The following is a 22,729-nucleotide window of genomic DNA, read 5'->3' as shown; positions in this document are numbered from 1 at the left end:
TCATATTACATTTATAAACGATTATGTATATATCTTTATAAAAACATAATTTCCTTTTCTTATTCTATCATGACTGGAAAAAGAAAAGAAAATAACGTTGAGTACGCAAAAAAAAGAAAAGGTGAAAGCGGGGTAACTTTCACCTTTTCTTTGGTTCCCTTGGATTGGGGGCTTGTACAATTATCATATAACGACAATGTTAACTAAATATATAGAAACTATTAAGTTTATGTAAATTTATTACACCAACCAATCCAAGGTTACTTTCACTATTTACTAAATTCGATAATAAATTCACTGCCTTCGCCTACACTACTTCTTACACTAATTGTTCCATGGTGAGCCTCAACTAAATGCTTTACGATGGCTAAACCTAGACCAGTTCCGCCGGAATTCCTGCTTCGAGCCCGGTCTACACGGTAAAAGCGCTCAAATATTCGAGGAATTTCATCCTTTTCAATTCCCACTCCAGAATCTTTCACATGAATTCGAACATTCTTTCCATGTTCAAGTAATATGACCTTTACCTCTCCTTCAGGAGGTGTATAGGTAATCGCATTTGCAATCAAATTAATAAACACTTGTTTTAATCGATCCAAATCGCCTTTAATCAATACCTGTTCCTGGTTTGGATAAAAATCAATGTTCATTTTCTTTTCTTGTGCTTTTCCACTCAACATTGTGATCACTTCATTAAGTAATAATGTCAAATCTACTTCTTGCAAAGCCAATTTAAATCCTTGCTGTTCAATTTTTGACAAGTCCAATAAATCCTGAATCAGCGTTTGCAGCCTGTCACTTTCCTTTAAAATAATCGAGAGGAAAGCTTCCAATGTTTCTTGATTGTTCATCGCCCCATCTAAAAGTGTTTCAGTGAATCCTTTGATTGATGTGACCGGTGTTTTTAATTCATGCGAAACATTTGCAACAAAATCCTTACGCATTTGCTCAAGCTTTTTTATTTCTGTTATATCATGAAAAGCTAGCAAGATGCCTTTCCAAGCATTGTTTTTCCCAATGATTGGCACCCCGTAAACATCAAAGTACTTTCTTTCAATAAATAATGGAAGCAACATTTGTTTTCTAATCTTTTGCTCAGTTCTGAAAACCTCTGTAACTAAATTACAGATTTCTTCATGGTCCATCACTTCAAAATAACGTTTAAACAAATAATCTGCAGGATCCACATGAAATATTTCACTATAGCCACGATTTATCAAATTTATAAATCCACGGCTGTCAATTAAAATTAAGCCTGCCCCAATATTTTCAATCAGAGCCGTCAACCGATCCTGCTGCATTTCCTTAGATTTGACCATTTCTTCAATGTTTTTTGCCAAAATGTTTATCGACTGGTTAAGCATTCCTGTTTCGTTAAATCCACCCACAGTAGTCCTTGCTCGATAATTTCCTTTAGCAAGTTCCATTGCCACTTGTGTCGCGGCTTCAATCGGTTTCGTGTATCTTGCTGTAATCAAATATCCAAGAAAAAGAATGATAAGTAAGATAATTCCCAGGCTAAATAATAAAATCCACCCATATTGTCCATATTCCTGTTTTAGTTGGTAAAATGAATTAGAATAATAACCTTTCAATAACTGACTAAGCATTATTCCTAATCCAGTTAAGACAATCACTATGGTAGCAATTAGTGCAATTAGAAGCCTTTTACGAAAATTTATCATTCTCCTTTTGGCCCCTCCATTTTATACCCCAGTCCGCGAATGGTTTTGATATAGATTGGCTTCTTGGTATCATCTTCAATTTTTTCCCTTAAATGCGATATATGGACATCGACAATCCTTGTATCTCCGGCAAAATCATAATTCCAGACAGCACTTAATAATTGGTCCCGGGTTAAAACCCTTCCACTATTTTGTGCAAGATGCAGCAAAAGTTCAAATTCCTTTAATGTTAGCTCTAATCGTTCCCCTCGAAAATAAGCTTCATGTTTTTCTGAATAAATTTTTAAATCCCCGATTACAAGTTGCTCGATATCTTTTGTATTTTCATTAAGTTCGGGCTGTACTTGTGTTCTTCTTAGAATTGCTTTCACTCGAGCAATTACTTCTCTTGGGCTGAATGGCTTAATCATATAGTCATCTGCACCCAATTCAAGGCCCAATATTTTATCAAATTCATCATCTTTTGCTGTTAACATTAGAATAGGGGTCATGACTTTGTTTTGGCGAAGCTGTTTGCAAACATCCATTCCATCTAGTTTTGGTAGCATAAGGTCTAAAATGATGATATCAGGTGACTCTGTTTCAGCTAATCTTTTTCCCTCTTCACCATCCATTGCTGTAAGACACTCAAAACCAGCCTGTTCAAAATTATATTGAAGCAAGGTTACGATTGATTGCTCATCATCCACAACAAGTACTTTATTTTTCATAGAATCCTCCGCTTTTATATAAATTTGCCCCTATTTTATTGTCCTATCCAAGTTTCCAATTTTTATTATAATATAAACCTTAAAAAATTTCTCCAATAACCTTTAACCTCGGTAAAATGAAAAAAGGAATGTGCAGACTACATTCCCTTAACTGTTCGTATTAAAAATTTTCCAATGCCTGTCCATCCAAACCTTCGAGCGGGTATGGCGGACATACCTTTACTTTTCCTTGGATGACCACTTCATTAATTTCATTGTGACCCAATACTTGAATCATGACGAAATGATCGGGTTGATTTACTTCGATTACCTCAAATAAAAAATGAACGGTTCCATAATGGTAAACCGGTTTTGGAAACTCAATTTCCTGACTCAGAATGCGACTTCCAGGACCCGGTAAATACTTCGAAATAGCGGAAGTGAGGATTCCTGTCAGCATAATAGCCGGGACAATTGGTTTTTTAAATGGTGTTTGTGATGCATAGTCATGTTGAATATAAAGGGGATTGGCATCATCTGTTAATCCTAAATAGAGTAAAAGGTCTTTATCTTCAATTTTTTCGGTTAGCGATAATTTTTCTCCAACGGTCATTTCTTTAATTTTCCGGCCCAGTTTTCTCTTTTTCCCTAAAAGCATTTAATCTCCCCCTTATGTAAACGGTTTCAATCCAATTCGAAAAAAATTCGGGGCATAAACCCCGAATTCACAAATTTATTAAGCTAGTACACCCATAACATTGCGTACCGATTCAGCGGATTTATCTAATGCTGCTTTTTCGTCAGCAGTTAATTCAAGTTCGATAACTTTTTCAATTCCATTTGCACCAAGGATAGTTGGTACGCCAAGGTAGATTCCATCATATCCAAATTCACCTTCAAGATATGCAATGGAAGGAATGACGCGGCGTTGGTCTTTCAGAATTGCTTCAGACATTTCCACTAAAGATGCTGCAGGAGCATAGTATGCGCTGCCGTTTCCAAGAAGGTTAACGATTTCTCCGCCGCCTTTTCTTGTACGTTCAACAATTGCTTCTAAGCGATCTTTCGGTATTAATGTTTCAAGAGGTATACCGCCTGCATAGGAATAACGAACAAGCGGTACCATGTCATCCCCATGTCCGCCTAGAACAAAACCTGTAATATCTTTGACAGATAGGTTTAATTCTTGGGCAACGAACGTACGGAAACGAGCTGTATCAAGAACTCCTGATTGGCCGATTACGCGATTTTTAGGAAAGCCAGATTCTTTAAAAACAGTGTAGGTCATTGCATCAACTGGGTTGGTTAAAACTACAATTGTACAGTTTGGTGAATACTTAACAATCTCCTGTGTTACACTTTTCATTACTTTTTGGTTTGTTTGAACTAAATCATCACGGCTCATGCCTGGTTTACGGGCAATACCGGCTGTAATAACAACGATATCAGAATCAGCCGTATCTTCGTAATTAGAAGTACCTGTGATGTTCGCATCAAAGCCTTGAACAGGACTTGCTTCAAGCATGTCTAATGCTTTTCCTTTAGTTGGATTTTCCATTTGAGGAATATCAACTAAAACTACATCTGCAAGTTCTTTTTGTGCAAGTAAGAATGCAGTAGTTGCACCAGTGAAACCTCCGCCGATTACAGAAACCTTTTTACGTTTTAAAGACATTTTGACTCTCCCCTTTTTTAAAAAAGTATTAAATCTAAAATGCATAACCTTTCAGGAGCTGTTTTAAAAACAGCCCTGAAGGAAATAAACTTATTCCATATTTTTGATTAGCTCATCGGCAAATTCTGAAGTTTTCACTTCTGTTGCTCCGTCCATTAAACGGGCAAAATCATATGTTACAACTTTAGAAGCAATAGATTTTTCCATTGATTTCGTGATCAAATTGGCAGCTTCATTCCAGCCTAAATGTTCTAACATAAGAACACCTGACAGGATAACAGATGAAGGATTTACTTTATCAAGACCTGCATACTTTGGTGCAGTTCCATGAGTTGCTTCGAAGATAGCGTGTCCTGTTACATAGTTAATATTTGCTCCTGGTGCAATACCAATTCCGCCGACTTGTGCTGCAAGCGCATCGGAGATATAATCACCATTTAAGTTCATTGTCGCAACAACATCAAATTCTTTAGGGCGAGTAAGGATTTGTTGTAAGAAGATATCCGCAATTGCATCTTTTACAATAATTTTACCTGCTGCTTCAGCATCAGCCTGTGCTTTATTTGCAGCATCAGTGCCTTGTTCAGCTTTAATGCGGTCATATTGATTCCAAGTGAAGACTTTATCGCCGAATTCTTTTTCAGCCACTTCATAGCCCCAGTTTTTAAATGCGCCTTCAGTAAATTTCATGATATTACCTTTGTGCACAATTGTAAGAGATTTACGTCCCTCTTTAATGGTATAGTTAAGGGCTGCACGAACAAGACGTTTGGTTCCTTCTTCAGAAATAGGCTTAATTCCAATACCTGAAGTTTCAGGGAACCTGATTTTCTTAACGCCCATTTCATTTTGAAGGAATTCAATCACTTTTTTAACTGCATCTGAACCTTTTTCATATTCAATACCAGCATAGATATCCTCAGTATTTTCACGGAAAATAACCATGTCTGTATCTTGAGGACGTTTAACCGGTGAAGGAACCCCTTCAAACCATCTTACTGGACGTAAGCATACAAATAAATCTAATTCTTGACGAAGTGCAACGTTTAATGAACGAATTCCACCGCCAACAGGAGTTGTTAATGGGCCTTTAATCGCAATTAAGTATTCATTGATTACATCAAGAGTTTCTGAAGGAAGCCATTCCCCTGTTTGATTGAATGCTTTCTCCCCTGCTAAAACTTCTTTCCAGACAAGTTTGCGTTCACCCTTATAGGCTTTTTCTACCGCTGCATCTAATACGCGATACGAAGCTGCCCAAATATCAGGACCAGTACCGTCTCCTTCGATAAACGGGATAATTGGATTGTTTGGAACATTTAATACGCCATCTTTTACAGTAATTTTTTCGCCTTGCATAGATGTTCTCCTCCTATTATGTATAACTGTCGGATTAAAGTTTCATAACCCGTATTCCACGACTTAATCAAAGGTTAGAGAGTTACCTCTAACCTTTTCATACAATACTATTACATCAATTTTTGAGCAAAAAGTAAAATAAAAATTATCCTCTTTGTTCAATTGGAATGTATTTTTGCATTCCAGGACCAGTATATTCAGCGCGCGGACGAATTAAGCGGTTGTTTTCATATTGCTCTAGAATATGAGCAAGCCATCCTGAAACACGGCTGACAGCAAAGATTGGTGTGAATAAATCATGATCAATACCAAGGCTGTGATATACAGATGCTGAATAGAAGTCAACATTTGGCGGTAATTTCTTTTCGCCGGTAACAATGCCTTCAATTTTAACAGACATGTCATACCAGAATGGTTCGCCGGTAAGTTCTGTTAATTTCTTTGACATTTCTCTTAAGTGCTTTGCACGAGGGTCTCCTTGGCGGTATACTCTGTGACCAAAGCCCATGATTTTTTCTTTTTTCTCCAGCTTGCCGCGAATATATGGTTCAACATTTTCAATTGTACCAATATCAGTAAGCATCTTCATAACAGCTTCATTAGCTCCACCGTGAAGCGGACCTTTTAATGCTCCGATTGCAGCTGTAACTCCGGAGTAAACATCTGATAATGTAGCCACACAAACACGTGCAGTAAAGGTAGAGGCATTTAATTCATGGTCTGCATGTAAGACAAGTGCTTTATTAATTGCTTCCACGGCAATAGGCTTAGGCTCATTTCCTGTTAACATGTAAAGAAAATTAGCTGCAAAGCTTAAATCCTTTTTTGGTGCAACAGGTTCTAGACCTTTTCTAACCCTCGCAAATGTTGCTACAATTGTAGGCATCTTTGCTTGCAGACGAACCGCTTTTTTATAGTTTGCTTCTTCATTCATTACATCGGCTTCGTCATCATATAACCCTAATAGAGAAACGGCTGAGCGGAGCGCTGCCATTGGATGTACCTTTTGAATAGGATACATTTTGAAATGTTCGATTACTTCTTGAGGAAGTGCTGCATTTTCAGAAAGTTCTTTTTTAAGTTCTTTCAATTGCTCTGCTGTCGGCAGCTGACGATGCCACAACAAATAAATAACTTCTTCAAAGCTAGCATTTTTTGCTAAATCATCAATGTCATAACCTACGTAAGTTAGTGTGTCATCGATAATTGAGCTGATGGAGGAAGTTGTTGCTACAATCCCCTCAAGTCCACGTGTTACCGTCATCGTAAATCTCTCCTTTGCTTTCTAAAATTCCCCATTACCCATTTGTTTATTATGGCTTTCAAAAAAAGTTAGCAAAAGCTATCCTGGATGAAAAGAATAAAGTAGGTTGTACTTTTCCCATTTATAGTGTTTACTCATCTCACCCATTTTTCCAATAGATTGAAATAGAGTGAGCGCTTGCTCGGAAAAAAGCAAAATCTTTCCTTCATAATAAATTGCTTATTATAAAGGTATTTTATCATATATGAGTGAGATATGTAAAAAAAGGATACGCTTACACGTTCTATTATAAACAATTATCAGAGTTTTGTGAATGAGAAGGACTTGAAAAAAAGAAAAAATATTATTTTTACAAAATTTCTAAGTGAAAAAATCAACAACTTTCATCACTGTATAGGCAATACCTGCCCCAATAAGCGGTCCGACTGCCACACCTTTAAAAATCGAAACGGATAAAATGGTTCCTAAAACTAGTGCTGTCGTAATTTGAGGATCATTCGCAAGTAATGAGACCCCCCCTTTTGCTAATAAGGCAACGGCCATACCGGAGATAAGGGCAATCCAGGCAAATGAGGATTTAAATGCGCCTGTTAAATCCTTAAAACCAATTTCTCCACTTGCAATCGGAGCTAGTACTGCAATTGTAATAATCGTAACACCCCAATTGATTCCTTTCGATTGCAAAATGGTGAACGATTTTGCCCCTAATCCGCTAAATTTTAGTAAAAGCAAAACTGCAATCGCAATCATTAAGGAGTTATTTTTAGCTATAAAACCAATTCCGAGTAATAACAATAAAAACAATAATGAATGACTCATCATTTGTTGTGCACCTCCCATTATAAATATATCAGTATAACATTATAAAAAGGTCCTTAAAAATAAGATTGGAAAAATATGCAGTTTCATTCAAAAATGTTAAAATATATCTAATTAAAATAGATCATTCTAGAGAGGAGGTTTAAGCTTGAATCTAAAGTATTTATATAGAACGTTAAGATTCCTTTTAGTAGTAGGAATTGTGGTTCTTGGATTTTTATCTTTTTATTATGTATCAAAGGTTACCTATCCATTTCTAATTGGGCTCGTTATTGCTTTTATAATTAATCCTTTGGTTAATATATTGGAGAAAAAAGCAAAAATGCCGAGGGTACTCGCTGTTTTCCTATCGCTAATCTTTATTTTTGCTCTATTTGCGGGATTGATTACATTATTAGTTGCAGAAATTGTTTCTGGAGCAAATTACCTTGCCGCAGTAGTACCGGAACATCTTGATACATTAATCGATTATATTGAAAAAGTCGTCACTGCCCAGATTATTCCCTTCTATAATCAATTAACGAGTGTTTTTAACAAGCTTGATGCCGGACAGCAGGATACCATTATCGGAAATATTCAAAATGTAGGGAAGAATATTGGTTCCACTGTCGGTTCATTCATCCAAAACCTTTTCGGGATTATTCCTAACATTTTATCATGGTTTCCAACTGCCGCTACCGTCTTAATCTTTTCTTTACTGGCAACCTTCTTTATCAGCAAGGATTGGTATCGTCTGTCAGCCCTTGGTGGAAAATTATTACCTGAAAAAGCAAAGTCCAGTGGAAAAACTGTTTTTATTGATTTAAAGAAAGCCTTATTTGGGTTTATCAAAGCACAATTAACCCTTATTTCCATCACTACTGTTATTATTTTAATCGGATTGCTTATCCTTCGTGTCGATTATGCAATCACGATTGCGCTCGTCACTGGGATTGTCGATGTACTTCCTTATCTAGGGACAGGGGCTGTTTTTGTTCCATGGATTATTTATGAGGTCATTTCTGGAGATACAGGACTTGCTATTGGGTTAGGTGTTCTATATGTGATTGTTTTAGCTCAAAGACAGATTATGGAGCCGAAAATTCTATCTTCTAATATTGGCCTTGATCCATTAGCAACCCTAATTGCTTTATTCGTCGGATTTAAATTAATTGGGTTTTTAGGATTAATCCTTGGCCCAGTTACCCTTGTCATTATCAGTACACTTTACCGTGCAAATGTCTTTCATGATTTATGGGGATTCATTGTGGGAAAAGAAGCATAAAAAAACGTCAGCTCCGCTGCTGACGTTTTTTTATTTTATTATTTTAATATTGCCTTTATTAATCCATTTGCGGAACGAATTTTTCATTAAGAATTTAATTGGTTTTCTAGTTGGTGGGAAAAGCATGAGAAATCCCAGGATATCGGTAATAAATCCGGGTGTAAGAAGGAGCGTTCCTCCAATCAGAATACACACACCATCTAGTACTGATTCACCAGGAATCTGTCCGTAGCGCAGCTGTTCCTGTGCTCTTCGAATGGTTTGTATGCCTTGTTTTTTTGCCAAATAGGCACCTAGGACCCCTGTCAAAAGGATAAAGAGAAGTGTTGGCCATACTCCAATTGTTTTGCCTGAAAAAAGGAGCAGCCCAATATCAGCAGCCGGAATAATGATAATCAATAAAAATAAGTAACGCATTTTCCTTCTCCCCCCTACTACCTGTTAAGACAATCATACCATTGAAAAGGAAAAAAGAAGAGCAAAAGCCCTTCTTTTTTTATTATAGAACACTCGCATGTCCGTTATAAATAACGCCCCTTGCTGCATCCACGGTGATTTCCTGACCATCTGTAAATAGGTTTAAGGCATTTTCAACACCGACAATTACAGGAATCCCTAAATTTAAGCCTACTACAGCACCATGGCTGGTTAAACCGCCTTCTTCTGTAATAAGTGCGGCACTTTTTTCAATCGCAGGCATCATATCACGGTCAGAGCCAATTGTAACTAGAATACATCCTGGTTTTACTTTTTCCATAGCTTCCTTTGCATTGTGTGCAATCACTACTTTTCCAAAAGCAGACTTCCGTCCAATGCCTTGAGCCTTTGTAATGATATCACCAACAACATGAATCTTCATTAAATTGGTCGTACCGGCTTCCCCAACAGGAACACCAGCCGTAATCACCACTAAATCTCCGTGTTTGACAATACCGCTATTTACACTTTCTTCAACAGCAATTTCGAGCATTTCATCCGTGGTTGCGCACATTCTTCCCAGCTGCGGGTACACGCCCCAAACAAGGGATAAACGGCGGGACACCGAATCATTTGATGTAACAGCAACAATTGGTGCTTTCGGACGATACTTCGAAATCATCCTTGCTGTATGACCACTCGCCGTTGGCGTAACAATTGAGGTTACATCAAGATTAAGTGCAGTATGTGCTACTGATTGCCCAATCGCATCAGTCAGATTATGTTCCGTATCCTTACTGCGGGTTGATAGGATTTCTTTGTGGTCTAGTGCTTGTTCAGCTCTTGAGGCAATATTATGCATGGTCTGTACGGCTTCTACAGGGTACGTGCCGGCAGCCGTTTCCCCTGAAAGCATAATAGCATCTGTTCCATCGAAAATGGCATTAGCAACGTCACTAGCTTCTGCACGTGTCGGTCTTGGATTACGCTGCATCGAATCAAGCATTTGCGTTGCCGTAATAACTGGTTTACCTAGTGCATTACATTTTTTAATTAACATTTTTTGTACAAGTGGAACTTCTTCTGCAGGAATTTCGACCCCAAGATCACCGCGTGCGACCATCAAACCATCGGAAACCTCCAGGATTTCATCAATGTTATCAACACCTTCTTGATTTTCAATCTTAGGGATAATATGAATATGGGCTGCATTATTTTCTTCTAAAAGCTGGCGGATTTCCAAAACATCTTTGGAACGTCGAACAAAGGAGGCAGCGATAAAATCGATGTCCTGCTCTATCCCAAAAAGGATATCTTTTGTATCTTTTTCTGTAATTCCTGGTAAATTAACAGAAACTCCCGGTACATTTACACCCTTTTTATTTTTTAATGTACCGCTATTCAAAATTTTTGTATGAATTTCATTTGCAGATTGATCTATTTTTGTTACTTCAAGACCAATTAGCCCATCATCCAATAAAATTTTCGAGCCTACGTGAACATCTTCAATTAACCCGGCATATGTAACGGAAAATTTTTGCGGTGTTCCTTCTACTTCTGTCATCGATATAATTATATTTTCCCCGGACTTTAATTCAATTGCACCGTTTTCCATATTATTTGTACGGATTTCAGGGCCTTTAGTATCAAGCAAAATAGCGACTGTTTTATTTGTTTTTTTTGCGGCTTCACGAATATTCTTAATCCGTGCACCGTGTTCTTCGAAATTACCATGGGAAAAATTCAATCTTGCTACATTCATTCCCGATTCAATTAATTGTGTTAATTTTTCAACCGACTCGCTTGCAGGACCGATTGTACAAACAATTTTTGTTTTCCGTAACATCCTTTATTTCCTCCTAGATTGAGCATGATTAAATGGATAATTCTTTTGAAAGGTTATAAAGCTGCAGGTCTAATGTGTGTTTCTTCCCTAACGCTTCGATGATATCATAATCGACAAGCCGATTATTTTCGATTCCGACTGCACGTCCACCCTTACCTTCAAGTAGAAGCTCCACAGCCCTTGCTCCTAAACGGCTGGCAAGGACACGATCGGCAGCACTTGGTGATCCACCCCGTTGAATATGTCCTAAAACGGAAACCCTAGTATCAAAGCCTGTCGCTTCCTCTAGTTTTTTAGAAAATTCAACGCCGCTGCAAACACCCTCAGCCACGATAATAATACTATGTTTTTTACCACGCTCTTGACCCTTGCGAAGACGGTCAGCAATTTCATCCATATCAAAATTTTCTTCAGGAATTAAAATAGTTTCGGCTCCGCCGGCAAGACCTGCCCAAAGAGCAATATCACCTGCATTGCGACCCATTACTTCAATCACAAACGTTCTTTCATGGGATGTAGCTGTGTCACGGATTTTATCTAAAGCATCAATTACCGTATTGAGCGCCGTATCAAATCCAATAGTAAGCTCTGTGCCTGGTATATCATTATCAATCGTTCCTGGTACACCTACACAAGGAAAACCTTGCTCAGTCAAAGCTTTTGCTCCGCGGTACGAACCATCTCCTCCGATTACCACTAACCCGTCAATTCCATGAGCCTTTAATTGCTCAATTCCTTGAAGCTGACCTTCTTTTGTTTTAAATTCCAGGCAGCGGGCTGAATGAAGCATGGTCCCACCCCGATGAATGATATCTCCAACTGAACCTAGTTCAAGTTTTTTTATATTACCGGAAATCAATCCTGAATAGCCACCATAGATACCGTAAACTTCAAGATTATGATAAATTGCTTTTCTAACAACTGCACGAATTGCCGGATTCATACCGGGTGAATCTCCACCACTCGTAAGTACCCCAATTTTTTTCATGGTAAACACCCCATTATAAAATACCTAAATTTATGTATTGCAAAAAAAAAATTAGACTCTCAGCCTATTTTGTTGATAACTGCTTTTAGTATTCGCATAAAACACTTGAATATTTATAAAATAACATGAAGAAATAACGATAACAACTGATTCATAATGCAAAAATAAATAGACGGAATAGTCTGTCAACTGCAAGCGATTTAATTGTAAATGCAACCGTTATCATTGTCTTTTTTAATAATTTTCAATGAATATTATGTTACAAAAAATGACCTTGATATAAAAAAACGTGTCTAAAAAAGACACGTTTTACTGAACACCAATGTAATCCTTTGCAAGTGAAAACTCACCTATTGTCCTGAATCGATTATAGCGATCTTCAATCAATTCATCCTCTGAAAGTTTAAGAAGTTCTTGTAAGGAAGTCTTTAACATATTTTCAATTTCCTCTGCCTGCTTTTTAACATCCTTATGGGCACCGCCCTTAATCTCAGGGATAATATCATCAATTACACCCAGTTCTTTTAAGTCTGGTGCGGTAATCTTCATCGTTTCTGCCGCTTTCTTTGCAAGAGCGGCGTCCTTCCACAGAATAGCTGCTGCCCCTTCGGGTGAAATAACTGAATAGGTAGAGTTTTCCAACATATAAATCCGATTGCCGACACCAAGTGCGAGGGCTCCACCGCTTCCGCCTTCACCAATAACAATACAGATTACAGGTACCCGCAGACCAGCCATTTCAAAAAGGTTCTTTGCAATCGCTTCACTTTGCCCACGTTCTTCAGCGGCTTTCCCAGGATAGGCACCTTTTGTATCAATAAAACAAATAATCGGCCGTTTAAATTTATCTGCCTGCTTCATTAAACGAAGTGCTTTTCTGTACCCCTCCGGATGCGGCATTCCAAAATTCCGGCGGATATTTTCCTTCGTATCCTTACCTCTTTGATGGCCGATGATGGTAACAGGTAATCCCTTAAATTTAGCAATTCCGCTGACAATTGCCTCATCATCCGAAAAGGTCCGGTCGCCGTGACATTCAAAAAAGCCTTCAAAGATTTCCGCAATATAATCGAGTGTTGTCGGTCTGTTTGGATGGCGGGCAATCTGCACGCGATCCCATGGCTTAATATTTTCGTAAATATCTTTTTCAAGTTTCTCTAAGCGTGTCTCTAATTTTTCAATTTCCGAACTTAGATCAACATCAGCTGTTTTGGTAAATTCCCTTATTTCGCTGATTTTCTTTCTAAGCTCAATAATTGGACGTTCAAATTCTAGTTCTCCTACCATTCAATTTCACCTCCAGGTTGATGGATTTCAAGAATGTTAGTAATTTGATCTACTAAATCCAAACGAGAAATAATTGCATCAAGCTGCCCATGTTTTAAAAGGAATTCAGCTGTTTGAAAATCCTCCGGTAATTCTTCACGGATGGATTGTTCAATAACCCTTCGACCTGCAAAGCCAATCAGAGCCTCTGGTTCTGCAAAATTATAATCACCTAGCGATGCAAAGCTTGCGGAAACACCGCCTGTAGTTGGATGTGTCATCATTGAAATAATTAGACCGCCATTATCACTAAACCTCTTCAAGGCAACACTGGTTTTGGCCATCTGCATAAGACTTAGTGCTCCCTCTTGCATTCTGGCACCGCCGGAAGCAGTAAAAATAATAAATGGTACGGATTGCTCATCCGCTTTTTCGATCGCAAGTGTTATTTTTTCACCAACAACCGATCCCATACTTCCCATTCGGAAGGTGGCATCCATAATGGCTACAACAATTTTATGACCATTCACAGTTCCAATTCCAGTTACAACCGCTTCATTTAGTTTACTTTTTTCGCGGTCTTTATCCAGCTTTTCCAGATAATCAGGAAAATTCAAAGGATTTTTTGAAATCATATTTTCATTTATTTCTTCAAAACTACCTTCATCCAGAAAACTTTCAAGCCGCTCTCTTGAATTCATTTGGAAATGATGACCACAATGTATACACACTTTTAGATTTTTATTTAATTCCTTTGTATACATGATCTTTTTACATGAAGGACACTTTGTCATAATTCCTTCAGGTACATCACTTTTTACCGTTTCAGTTGGAATGGTTGCATATTTTCTTTTCTTTGTATTATTTTTTGTAAAAAGGTCTTTAAGCAAAAAATAACCTCCCTCGTTGTAGTTCTTAGGCCAATCGGCAAGAGCTACATCTTCTAATCAAAAGTCTTTCTATTCTTTAATCACTTCATACCTTTGCGGGTTTATAAAAGTGGTCAGACCACCCACATATCAAAAATCCCATTATCCGGGCATCGCTTGTCTGTATCCACTATAAAGGATTTGGGGTTCAAATTTTGTTAGTATTTGTCGCTAAAGAAGACAATTTTCGCAGATTCCGGTAGGCTGAAAGCGCTTTTTGCTCATTTTTTTCCGCTAACGCTTCGAGTAAAATAAGGTAATCTTCCCGTTTATATTCAACTTTTCTTAAATGGAGTGAGTTGTAATAATCCTTTAAAATTAACCACATTCTTAAAAATAAATGGTTATCAGCGTTTTCAATGATTCGGTAAAAAAACTCATCATCATCCAATTGACCGGATTTAACTTTTTCAATGAGTTTCAAAATACTTTCTTTACCCATTCGTTGAATGGCTAATCGGAGACAATCCATTTCAATTAAATTTTTTGTTTCAAAAACATCTTGTTTCGCTTTTTCATCCTGTAAAATAAAGGTACTTAAAAGTTGTACAAGCTGGTTCCCGCGGAAATCTCTAATAAAGGTTCCTTCCCCGCGTCTCGTTTCAATTAACCCCAGCAATTCTAATGCTCTAAGGGCCTCTCGAACGGAAGAGCGCCCGACATTCAGGCGCTCTGATAATTCCCGTTCAGATGGTATTTTATCGCCGGACTTAAGTCCGTCAGCAGTGATCATTTCTCTCAACTGCTTTACAATTTCGAGGTAAACTTTCGTATTTGACACTTACGATCTCACTCACTTTTTCCAATAATAGCAAGTCTCATCGTTTTTTCTTTTACTTCTTCAGGGTCAACTTTAATACGTGCAACTCCTGTTTCCATTGCAGCTTTTGCAACAGCTGATGCTACTGCAGGTGCAACACGGGGATCAAATGGTCCCGGAATGACATAATCCTCATTAAGCTCAGCTTCTGAGATTAAACCAGCAATCGCCTCAACAGCAGCCACTTTCATTTTTTCATTGATATGTGTCGCACGAACATCAAGCGCTCCACGGAAAATCCCAGGGAATGCAAGAACATTGTTTACTTGGTTTGGGAAGTCTGATCTTCCTGTCCCAACAACCTTTGCCCCGGCTTCTTTTGCTACATGAGGCATAATTTCTGGATCAGGGTTAGCCATGGCAAAGATAATCGCATCTTCGTTCATAGATGCAACCATTTCTTTTGTAAGGGCACCAGCAACAGAAACCCCAATAAAGACGTCCGCGCCTTTAATTACATCTTCAAGACTTCCAGCTAAATTATCATGATTAGTGAATTTCGCCACTTCAGTCTTAACGGCGTTCATTCCGACAGGACGGCCTTCATAAATGGCTCCCTTTGTATCACACATGATAATATCTCTTACACCATAATGATATAACAATTTAATGATTGCAATCCCGGCAGCACCGGCGCCATTCGCAACCACTTTAATTTCAGTCATCTTTTTACCAATTAACTTTAAGGCATTGACTAATCCAGCAGCCGTAACAATCGCTGTACCGTGCTGGTCATCGTGGAAAATTGGGATATTGGCTTCTTTTTTTAATCTTTCTTCAATAACAAAACAATGTGGAGCAGCAATATCTTCAAGATTGACACCGCCAAAGGTTGGTTCCATCAGCTTAACAGTTTCAACGATTTTATCAACATCTGTAGTATTTAAACAGATTGGGAAAGCATCCACTCCTGCAAAGCTTTTGAATAGGACTGCTTTTCCTTCCATAACAGGCAATGCAGCTTCAGGGCCGATATTTCCAAGACCAAGTACAGCTGTCCCATCGGACACAACGGCAACCATATTCCCCTTCATTGTATAGTCGTAAACAGTTTCGGGTTTTTCATAGATATCTTTACAAGGCTCCGCTACACCTGGTGAATATGCTAAACTCAAATCCTTAGCATTTCGAACTTGAACTTTTGATTTTGATTCTAATTTCCCCTTGTTAATGCGGTGCATATGTAATGCTTCTTCACGTAAAGTCAAGCTAAGTCACCCCTTAAATTATCACCAAAAAGTTTTTTTGAAATCTCTCCGACTATGAGTGGTCTGACCACACTCGTCTCTTTATCACTATAACATATCTGCGAAAGTTGTAAAGAATTATTCTTTCAATACGACATTATCGGGACCAAGAAAGTCCCCCAAGTTTGTCAATAATTTAGAAGTGGGATGTACATTATATTCACTTGCTAATCGGACAGTTTTTCGGGTGGATTCATAATGTAAGACAACACTAGTATCCCCCTTTTCCTCCTTTAAAAAATAATATAATTTCCTTAAAGAAAGTTCATCCTGTTTTCCCTCGACAATTTTAATATATAACACAGAGGCTTTTTGCTTTTTTTCCTGAAGCCAGTGCTGCATTTCTGCTGCCTGCTGGATAATAAATTGACGTTTCCCTTCCCTTTCTTCTACCTTTCCCTCGACGACGGCAAATTTCCCTTGGTCTAAAATTGCTGAAAAGCGTTTATAAACAGCAGGAAAAACCACTGCCTCCATTTCACCACTTGAATCACTAATGGTAAGAAAGGCCATCGATTCACCTTTTTTCGTACGAATTTTTTTTGAGGCAGTAACATAAATTCCTGAAATTGCCCTGTTCCTATTCATAGTAAGCTCAAATATCGCTTGAGCCCCCTTTTGTTTTAACTCCTGTTCATACGTGGAAACAGGATGATTGGAAAGGTAAAATCCGAGTGCTTCTTTTTCAAAGGAAAGCTTGTCCTCGGACCTAATTGGATCAACCTGTACATACATTGGTTTCGGAAAGTACTCTTCACCGGAAAAAAAGTCAATTTGGCTGGAGTCATCCGGATTCACCAGCTGGGCATGTTCAATTGCAACATCTAAACTGGCGAGCAGGACCGCACGGTCTTCCCCAAATTCATCAAAGCTTCCGGAATGAACCAGGGTTTCAAGCTGTTTACGATTAATTGCTTTCGATGAAATACGGCTGCAAAAATCAAATAAATCTTCAAATTTTTTCTTTTTTCTTGCTCCAAAGATTTCTTTCAAGGCAGCTGCACCGATACCCTTGATAGCCGCCAAACTATAACGAATCCCTTCCGGTTCCACTTGAAATGAATACCCGCTGTTATTTATGGAAGGAGGAAGTACTTTAATCCCCTTTTGCCTTGATTCCATAATATATTGCGATATTTTTGATTCATTTCCAATCGAAGCCGTTAATAACCCCGCCATAAAATGCAATGGATAATGTGCTTTTAAATAAGCAAGCTGATAGGCAATCATACTATAGGCAACTGCATGGCTTCGATTAAATCCATAATTGGCAAAGCGGACAATCAAATCGTATATTTCATTCGCCAAACTCTGTTCATAACCCTTTTTTAAAGCCCCTTGGACAAAATGGTTTCGCTCACGGTCCAGTGTCTCTTTTTGCTTCTTTCCAACAGCTCTTCTCAATAAATCGGCTTCTCCCAGCGAGAATCCGGCCATTGTCGAGGCAATTTGCATGATTTGCTCCTGATAGACGATGACTCCATATGTATTCTCAAGGATGTTTTTTAAATCCGGATGTGGATAACTAACGGGCTTTATTCCATGTTTGCGATCAATAAACAGCGGGATATTTTCCATTGGACCTGGCCGGTACAACGCATTAACCGCCACAATATCTTCGAATCGTGAGGGCTTTAAGCGGACTAGCACCTTTCTCATTCCCTCCGATTCCAGCTGGAAAATTCCTGTGGTTTCCCCGCTCGCTAACAGTTCAAACGTTTCAGAATCGTTTAGTGATATGGAACCGATCTCTACTTTTTTACCGGTTTTTCTCTTTATGGAAGCTAAAATGGATTCAATCAGCGATAAATTTCTTAATCCAAGAAAGTCCATTTTTAACAGGCCAATTTCTTCAAGGTATTCCATTGAATATTGCGTTAAATAAACATTTCCGCTTCCCTGTTGAATGGGGATTAAATCAACAAGCTGCTTTTCACTGATCACTACTCCTGCCGCATGCGTGGATGTATGCCGCGGGAGCCCTTCAAGTTTCAAGGCAGTCTCATAGAGACGCCGGTTCAATTGATTTTCGTGAATAAAATTTCTTAATGCCTCTGATTCGTTATAGGCAGCATTTAGACTTATTCCTAATCGAGTGGGAATAAGCCTTGAAAGATGATCCAATTCCTTTGAATTGAATCCAAATGCTCTGCCGACATCCCGCAATGCTGCTTTTGCCGCCATTGTTCCGAACGTGACAATCTGAGCAACATGCAAATCCCCATATTTATCTGCAACATATTCAATGACTTCATCGCGGCGATGGTCCGGAAAATCGATATCAATATCAGGCATGGAAATTCGTTCCGGATTCAAAAAACGTTCAAATAATAAATGATGCTGAATCGGGTCTACATCCGTAATGTACAGTACATAGGCAACAAGAGAACCTGCTGCCGACCCCCGGCCCGGCCCGGTCAAAATCCCATTCTCACGAGAATATCTCATAAAATCCCAAACAATTAAAAAATAGTTGCTAAACTTCATTCGTTTAATGACCGATAATTCGTAAGCAAGCCTTTTTTGATATTCTTCTGAAGGATTAGTTATACGCTCAGCTAATCCCTTTTTACAAAGCATGTCCAAATAATCTTCTGCTTGCATACCATTTTCTGTTGGATATACAGGTAGAAAAGTCTTGTTTAATTCAATGTTTACCTGACAGCGTTTTTCAATGGCGATTGTATTTTCTAAGGCTTCCGGTATTTCAGAAAAAGTCTCAACCATTTCTTCTGGTGTTTTTAAATAAAAATGGTCACTCCCCAATTTTTCATGATTTTCATCATTTACTTTATCACCATTTTTGATGGCCAGCATGACTTCATGTGCGAAAGAATCATCTTTTTCTAAATACTGAACAGAGTTTGTTGCAACAATGGGTATATTTAACTTTTGGGAAAGTGATAGAATTCCATCTCTTATCAATCTTTCTTTCTCCAAATGATGATCTTGAATCGAGAAAAAAAGATGGTCATTACCGAAAATTCCCCTCAACTTTCTGGCAGCAGTTTCTGCTAATTCTTCCTTCCGTTCTGCTAGATATTGTTCAATTTCCCCCTCGATTCCCGGGGTAATAGCAATTAACCCTTTTGCATAGTGTTTTAACCACTTGAAAGGAATACCACTTGGTGATTTAGTTTGAACCGCACTTGATATTTTTAATAGGTTTTTAAAGCCTTGTTCATTTTCTGCCAGTAAGACAAGCGGAAAAGACTCCGCCTCTGCTTCTTCACTTTGAACATTTATGGTTAAACCGATGATGGGTTTTATATCAAATTTCTTACATAATTTATAAAATTCGATTGTTCCGTACATGACATTTCGGTCTGTTATCGCTATGGCGGAAAAACCCTTTTTCTTTGCGTTTTCTACCAAATTAGGAACAGATGCCGTACTCGTTAATAAGCTGTACGCGCTATATACATGCAGGTGAATAAAAGACATTAGTCATCACACCCTTAAAACGATTATCTATTTCTTATTATAGAACTTCATTGAAAAAAAGAAAATATGTTCCCCTAAAGAAAAGCAGAAGCACCTTGGTCAGGGGCAATATAGTGCGGCTAATCACTGGCAAGCGTAGCAAATCCAGTGATTAGCCGCACTTAATGCGTACAAAAAGCGTTAGCTTTTTGTAGCCTAGCATAAAACGAGCCGGCGAGAAGGTTGTACTTTGACCTTCTTGACGGATTGGCTGTAGACCATAGAGTCCCTAGGCGCTGGAGCTAGACATTACTCATATTTTAGTGCAAAAAACATATTCGTTAGGCTTTGTCCATATAAATGAGTAAGAGATTACTGATTTTGTGTAAGGGCGGTTGAAATCATGAAAGAGATTGGGTTTTTTCCTACTTTTATCGAAAGCTACTTTATTGCCTTAGGCGTTTTACTTGGCGGGTCATTAATTGGGGGAATTGCTTCTTTCCTAACTGGACAGCCGCCTCTGACAGCCGTTGCTCGTTTGTCTTCAGCCCTTCGAATATGGGCAATTGTAGCAGCGATTGGCGGGACCTTTGATGCTGTGTACAGCTTTGAGAGAGGAATTTTTAATGCTGAGACAAAGGATGTATTTAAACAGATCCTCTTAATTCTTTCCGCACTTGGCGGTGCCCAAACAGGTGCTCTAATAATCAATTGGTTGACACAGGAGCATTTATCATGAGAATCCCGCCTTACTATAGAAGGCCCGCATGGCAAAGATTTTTTTCCGGAATGGCTGTTGGCGGTGCAATTAGTTGGGTCATTTTTTTATATATTTTTGGGGTATGGCAAGAAAAGCATACGCATAAAATCCGTCTTCAGGAGGATGAAATCCTGGAATTGAAAAAGGATATTAATATTTGGCAACAGGAATATAAAGAGAGTAATAAACGCAATATTGAACAAATTACAGTTCAAAAAATAAATGTTCGGATTACAAACTGGGAGAAATATAAGCTTGATCAGCTAAGTACATTTGAAACAGAGGAATCCGTAAAGGACGATATTAGCATGATGCTGGCCAAGGACCTCGAAACTGTTTATAAAAGTAAGGATTTGATTAAAAAAATCATTGAAAATAAAAGAGTGAAAATTAACAATAAAAGATACAAGCTGGAAGTGAAAGAAATGATTGTTTATACCACTCTTTCCATTGAGCTTGAAATTAATTTTGATGAATAATATTCGGCCCTAACAATAAAGGGCCGAATTTTTATTAATTTGGCTGTGTTAAACTTGGAGGTTGATTTCCGCTCCAGGCGCAAGCGGTTCGTGGGCGGTCCAAGGGAGCCTCCTCGTCGCTTCGCTCCTGTGGGGTCTCCCCTGCCCCGTACTCCCACAGGACAATGAATTGCTTCCTTGAATCCGCCCACGCACGAAGAAAATGCGTTAGCATTTTTGAGGAGTCTTCGCGCCTTCCGCTCCCATCAACGTTGTCAAAAATCAACATTATCCTTTAATACAGCCATTAATTTTAATAATTAGGAATGAGATTTGCAAACCTCTCGTAGTTCGTTTAAAACTAAGTCCACTTCATCCCAAGAATGAATGGATGCACCTGCAGCAAGGGGATGACCGCCGCCTTTAAACTTGCGTGCTACTCCATTAATTACCGGTCCTTTTGAGCGGAGGCGAAGCCTAATTTGGTCATCTTCTTCAATGAAAAAGACCCAGGCTGTGATTCCTTTAACGTCCCCTAATGTACTAACTAATAAGGAGGCTTCCGGCGGTTTCGCCCCAAATTCCTCTAAAAGCTCCTTTGTAAGAATAACCGAGGCCACTCCATATTCCTGCAGCTCAAAGTTCTGTAAAATATATCCATTTAACTTAATGATATTTAAATCCAGCTCATACATCTTGTCATAGAGTTCTGTTCGTGAAAAATTATATTGGATTAATTCTCCTGCATGTGAAAAAGTCTTTTCTGTTGTACTTGGATAAAGAAATCTGCCAGTATCGCCAACAATCCCTCCATACAAGAGTCTTGCTGCTTTATCATTCATGTTCAGACCTTGCTCTTTCCCAAATAAATAGAAATCATAAATCATTTCACTGCAAGAGCTTGCACTCGTATCCACCCATAAAAGGTCTCCATACGGGTCTTCGTTTGGATGGTGATCAATTTTTATCAGCATATCTCCTAAAGTATACCGGCTGTCGCAAATTCTTTCTGTGTTAGCTGTATCACACACAATCACAAGTGCACCGTTATATACTGCATCCTCGATGGTATCCAATCGCTGCATAAAATGAAGGGATGGTTCTTCGCGGCCCACCGCATAAATCTTTTTCTCTGGAAAAGATGCTCTCAACATTTCGACAAGTCCGCATTGGGAACCATATGCATCAGGGTCTGGACGAACATGGCGATGAACAATAATGGTTTCATATTTTTTAATTGTTTCTAAGATTTTTTCTTGCATGGCGTCTCCTTTTTCTGTTCATTTTGAACCGGTTCTGGCATTTTTTGATGATAACCTGTACAATAGTAGATGATTTTTTAAAAGTTCGGAGGAGCTAAAAATGTCAGTACTCGTTATTTTAATTGTCCTATTATTTGTACTATACTTATTTTATAAAACAAAGTACTTTAGAAGCAACCGTCCTGCTGAAAAGAAATGGCTTTCGGCTAAATCGAGTATTGCCCTTGGTCTTTTTGTCTTCTCTTTCGGTATTAATACTGTATATTTATCGCAAACAACCGTTACCATTATTGTTGCTGCTGTTTTTATTATCATTGGCGGCATAAGCTCTTGGACAGGGTATAAAGCTTATAAACATTACCTGCCATTTGCTGTTAAAGAAGCCGAGGCCCTAAAAAGACAGTAAATAAATGAAAGGCCGCTCCATTAATATCAGGAGCGGCTTTTCTTATTTTTGGCACTGTGAAACTTAGTTGTTGATTTCCGCTCCTAGCACAAGCGGTTCGTGGGCGGTCTGGGAAACCTCTTCGTCACTTTGCTCCTGCGGGGTCTTCCCTG

General features: G+C 38.5%; 20 protein-coding genes. 4 read left to right on the top strand and 16 right to left on the bottom strand.

Annotated features, from left to right (window positions below; all coding sequences use genetic code 11):
* Positions 1-269: 269 nt before the first annotated feature.
* The 7 genes from pnpS to E2K98_RS11355 form a co-directional block, all read right to left on the bottom strand.
* Positions 270-1,685, bottom strand: coding sequence for a two-component system histidine kinase PnpS (gene pnpS, locus E2K98_RS11385; RefSeq protein WP_133334359.1), 1,416 nt, complete (start codon positions 1,683-1,685; stop codon positions 270-272).
* Positions 1,682-2,395 (bottom strand): response regulator transcription factor, encoded by a 714-nt coding sequence (locus E2K98_RS11380; RefSeq protein WP_133334358.1) that lies wholly within the window; start codon positions 2,393-2,395, stop codon positions 1,682-1,684. The genes pnpS and E2K98_RS11380 overlap by 4 nt, the downstream gene beginning before the upstream one ends.
* Positions 2,396-2,555: 160 nt before the next feature.
* Positions 2,556-3,032, bottom strand: coding sequence for a MaoC/PaaZ C-terminal domain-containing protein (locus tag E2K98_RS11375; RefSeq protein WP_133334357.1), 477 nt, complete (start codon positions 3,030-3,032; stop codon positions 2,556-2,558).
* 78 nt (positions 3,033-3,110) lie between these two features.
* Positions 3,111-4,049 (bottom strand): malate dehydrogenase, encoded by a 939-nt coding sequence (gene mdh, locus E2K98_RS11370; RefSeq protein WP_133334356.1) that lies wholly within the window; start codon positions 4,047-4,049, stop codon positions 3,111-3,113.
* A 90-nt stretch (positions 4,050-4,139) separates the two neighbouring features.
* Positions 4,140-5,408 carry an NADP-dependent isocitrate dehydrogenase gene (gene icd, locus E2K98_RS11365; protein WP_133334355.1) on the bottom strand — a complete coding sequence of 423 codons (1,269 nt, stop codon included), beginning with the start codon at positions 5,406-5,408 and terminating at the stop codon, positions 4,140-4,142.
* Positions 5,409-5,553: 145 nt separating this feature from the next.
* Positions 5,554-6,672 carry a citrate synthase gene (citZ, locus tag E2K98_RS11360; protein WP_026572215.1) on the bottom strand — a complete coding sequence of 373 codons (1,119 nt, stop codon included), beginning with the start codon at positions 6,670-6,672 and terminating at the stop codon, positions 5,554-5,556.
* Positions 6,673-7,032: 360 nt separating this feature from the next.
* Positions 7,033-7,494 (bottom strand): DUF441 domain-containing protein, encoded by a 462-nt coding sequence (locus E2K98_RS11355; RefSeq protein WP_133334354.1) that lies wholly within the window; start codon positions 7,492-7,494, stop codon positions 7,033-7,035.
* 145 nt (positions 7,495-7,639) lie between these two features.
* On the opposite strand from E2K98_RS11355, the gene ytvI reads away from it, so the two are divergent.
* Entirely contained in the window at positions 7,640-8,755 is a 1,116-nt protein-coding gene (gene ytvI / locus E2K98_RS11350) for a sporulation integral membrane protein YtvI (protein ID WP_133334353.1), read from the top strand.
* Between the two features lie 30 nt (positions 8,756-8,785).
* On the opposite strand, the gene E2K98_RS11345 is transcribed toward ytvI, so the two are convergent.
* From E2K98_RS11345 to dnaE, 8 genes are all read right to left on the bottom strand, one after another.
* Positions 8,786-9,172: an FxsA family protein gene (locus tag E2K98_RS11345; protein ID WP_133334352.1), complete on the bottom strand. Its 387-nt coding sequence runs from the start codon at positions 9,170-9,172 to the stop codon at positions 8,786-8,788.
* Between the two features lie 82 nt (positions 9,173-9,254).
* Positions 9,255-11,018: a pyruvate kinase gene (pyk, locus tag E2K98_RS11340; RefSeq protein WP_133334351.1), complete on the bottom strand. Its 1,764-nt coding sequence runs from the start codon at positions 11,016-11,018 to the stop codon at positions 9,255-9,257.
* A 28-nt stretch (positions 11,019-11,046) separates the two neighbouring features.
* Entirely contained in the window at positions 11,047-12,006 is a 960-nt protein-coding gene (gene pfkA, locus E2K98_RS11335; protein WP_133334350.1) for a 6-phosphofructokinase, read from the bottom strand.
* Positions 12,007-12,315: 309 nt separating this feature from the next.
* A complete protein-coding gene (gene accA, locus E2K98_RS11330; RefSeq protein ID WP_133334349.1) occupies positions 12,316-13,293 on the bottom strand; it encodes an acetyl-CoA carboxylase carboxyl transferase subunit alpha in 978 nt (325 codons plus the stop codon).
* Entirely contained in the window at positions 13,287-14,162 is an 876-nt protein-coding gene (gene accD, locus E2K98_RS11325) for an acetyl-CoA carboxylase, carboxyltransferase subunit beta (RefSeq protein WP_133334348.1), read from the bottom strand. The genes accA and accD overlap by 7 nt, the downstream gene beginning before the upstream one ends.
* Before the next feature lie 187 nt (positions 14,163-14,349).
* Entirely contained in the window at positions 14,350-14,934 is a 585-nt protein-coding gene (locus E2K98_RS11320; RefSeq protein WP_133334705.1) for a FadR/GntR family transcriptional regulator, read from the bottom strand.
* Between the two features lie 56 nt (positions 14,935-14,990).
* Positions 14,991-16,229 (bottom strand): NAD(P)-dependent malic enzyme, encoded by a 1,239-nt coding sequence (locus tag E2K98_RS11315; RefSeq protein WP_133334347.1) that lies wholly within the window; start codon positions 16,227-16,229, stop codon positions 14,991-14,993.
* 117 nt (positions 16,230-16,346) lie between these two features.
* On the bottom strand, positions 16,347-19,712 hold the full coding sequence (gene dnaE / locus E2K98_RS11310) for a DNA polymerase III subunit alpha (RefSeq protein WP_133334346.1): 3,366 nt from the start codon (positions 19,710-19,712) through the stop codon (positions 16,347-16,349).
* A gap of 382 nt (positions 19,713-20,094) precedes the next feature.
* Between dnaE and E2K98_RS11305 the strand changes: the two genes are divergently transcribed.
* Complete coding sequence (locus E2K98_RS11305) at positions 20,095-20,430, top strand: YtrH family sporulation protein (RefSeq protein ID WP_133334345.1); 336 nt, start codon at positions 20,095-20,097, stop codon at positions 20,428-20,430.
* On the top strand, positions 20,427-20,930 hold the full coding sequence (ytrI, locus tag E2K98_RS11300; RefSeq protein WP_026572203.1) for a sporulation membrane protein YtrI: 504 nt from the start codon (positions 20,427-20,429) through the stop codon (positions 20,928-20,930). Before E2K98_RS11305 ends, ytrI begins: the two co-directional genes overlap by 4 nt.
* A gap of 299 nt (positions 20,931-21,229) precedes the next feature.
* Here the strand turns inward: ytrI and E2K98_RS11295 are convergent, their stop codons facing one another.
* On the bottom strand, positions 21,230-22,171 hold the full coding sequence (locus tag E2K98_RS11295; RefSeq protein WP_133334344.1) for a DHH family phosphoesterase: 942 nt from the start codon (positions 22,169-22,171) through the stop codon (positions 21,230-21,232).
* A 100-nt stretch (positions 22,172-22,271) separates the two neighbouring features.
* Between E2K98_RS11295 and E2K98_RS11290 the strand changes: the two genes are divergently transcribed.
* The gene (locus E2K98_RS11290; protein ID WP_133334343.1) at positions 22,272-22,577 is read left to right on the top strand and encodes a YtpI family protein; all 306 of its coding nucleotides are present in this window, start codon (positions 22,272-22,274) and stop codon (positions 22,575-22,577) included.
* The last annotated feature ends 152 nt before the right edge of the window (positions 22,578-22,729 follow it).

The organism is Bacillus salipaludis (assembly GCF_004358205.1).
The sequence above is the reverse complement of the archived record's forward strand: the minus strand, read 5'-3'. Positions and strand labels throughout refer to the sequence as shown.

Bases quoted from the DNA above. Each gene is read 5' to 3' on its own strand.
- citZ (WP_026572215.1), bottom strand. From the start codon at position 6,672: ATGACGGTAACACGTGGACTTGAGGGGATTGTAGCAACAACTTCCTCC.
- pfkA (WP_133334350.1), bottom strand. From the start codon at position 12,006: ATGAAAAAAATTGGGGTACTTACGAGTGGTGGAGATTCACCCGGTATG.
- pyk (WP_133334351.1), bottom strand. From the start codon at position 11,018: ATGTTACGGAAAACAAAAATTGTTTGTACAATCGGTCCTGCAAGCGAG.
- E2K98_RS11355 (WP_133334354.1), bottom strand. From the start codon at position 7,494: ATGATGAGTCATTCATTATTGTTTTTATTGTTATTACTCGGAATTGGT.
- E2K98_RS11305 (WP_133334345.1), top strand. From the start codon at position 20,095: ATGAAAGAGATTGGGTTTTTTCCTACTTTTATCGAAAGCTACTTTATT.
- dnaE (WP_133334346.1), bottom strand. From the start codon at position 19,712: ATGTCTTTTATTCACCTGCATGTATATAGCGCGTACAGCTTATTAACG.
- ytrI (WP_026572203.1), top strand. From the start codon at position 20,427: ATGAGAATCCCGCCTTACTATAGAAGGCCCGCATGGCAAAGATTTTTT.
- E2K98_RS11320 (WP_133334705.1), bottom strand. From the start codon at position 14,934: ATGATCACTGCTGACGGACTTAAGTCCGGCGATAAAATACCATCTGAA.
- mdh (WP_133334356.1), bottom strand. From the start codon at position 4,049: ATGTCTTTAAAACGTAAAAAGGTTTCTGTAATCGGCGGAGGTTTCACT.
- E2K98_RS11375 (WP_133334357.1), bottom strand. From the start codon at position 3,032: ATGCTTTTAGGGAAAAAGAGAAAACTGGGCCGGAAAATTAAAGAAATG.
- E2K98_RS11290 (WP_133334343.1), top strand. From the start codon at position 22,272: ATGTCAGTACTCGTTATTTTAATTGTCCTATTATTTGTACTATACTTA.
- E2K98_RS11295 (WP_133334344.1), bottom strand. From the start codon at position 22,171: ATGCAAGAAAAAATCTTAGAAACAATTAAAAAATATGAAACCATTATT.
- pnpS (WP_133334359.1), bottom strand. From the start codon at position 1,685: ATGATAAATTTTCGTAAAAGGCTTCTAATTGCACTAATTGCTACCATA.
- icd (WP_133334355.1), bottom strand. From the start codon at position 5,408: ATGCAAGGCGAAAAAATTACTGTAAAAGATGGCGTATTAAATGTTCCA.
- E2K98_RS11345 (WP_133334352.1), bottom strand. From the start codon at position 9,172: ATGCGTTACTTATTTTTATTGATTATCATTATTCCGGCTGCTGATATT.
- accA (WP_133334349.1), bottom strand. From the start codon at position 13,293: ATGGTAGGAGAACTAGAATTTGAACGTCCAATTATTGAGCTTAGAAAG.
- E2K98_RS11380 (WP_133334358.1), bottom strand. From the start codon at position 2,395: ATGAAAAATAAAGTACTTGTTGTGGATGATGAGCAATCAATCGTAACC.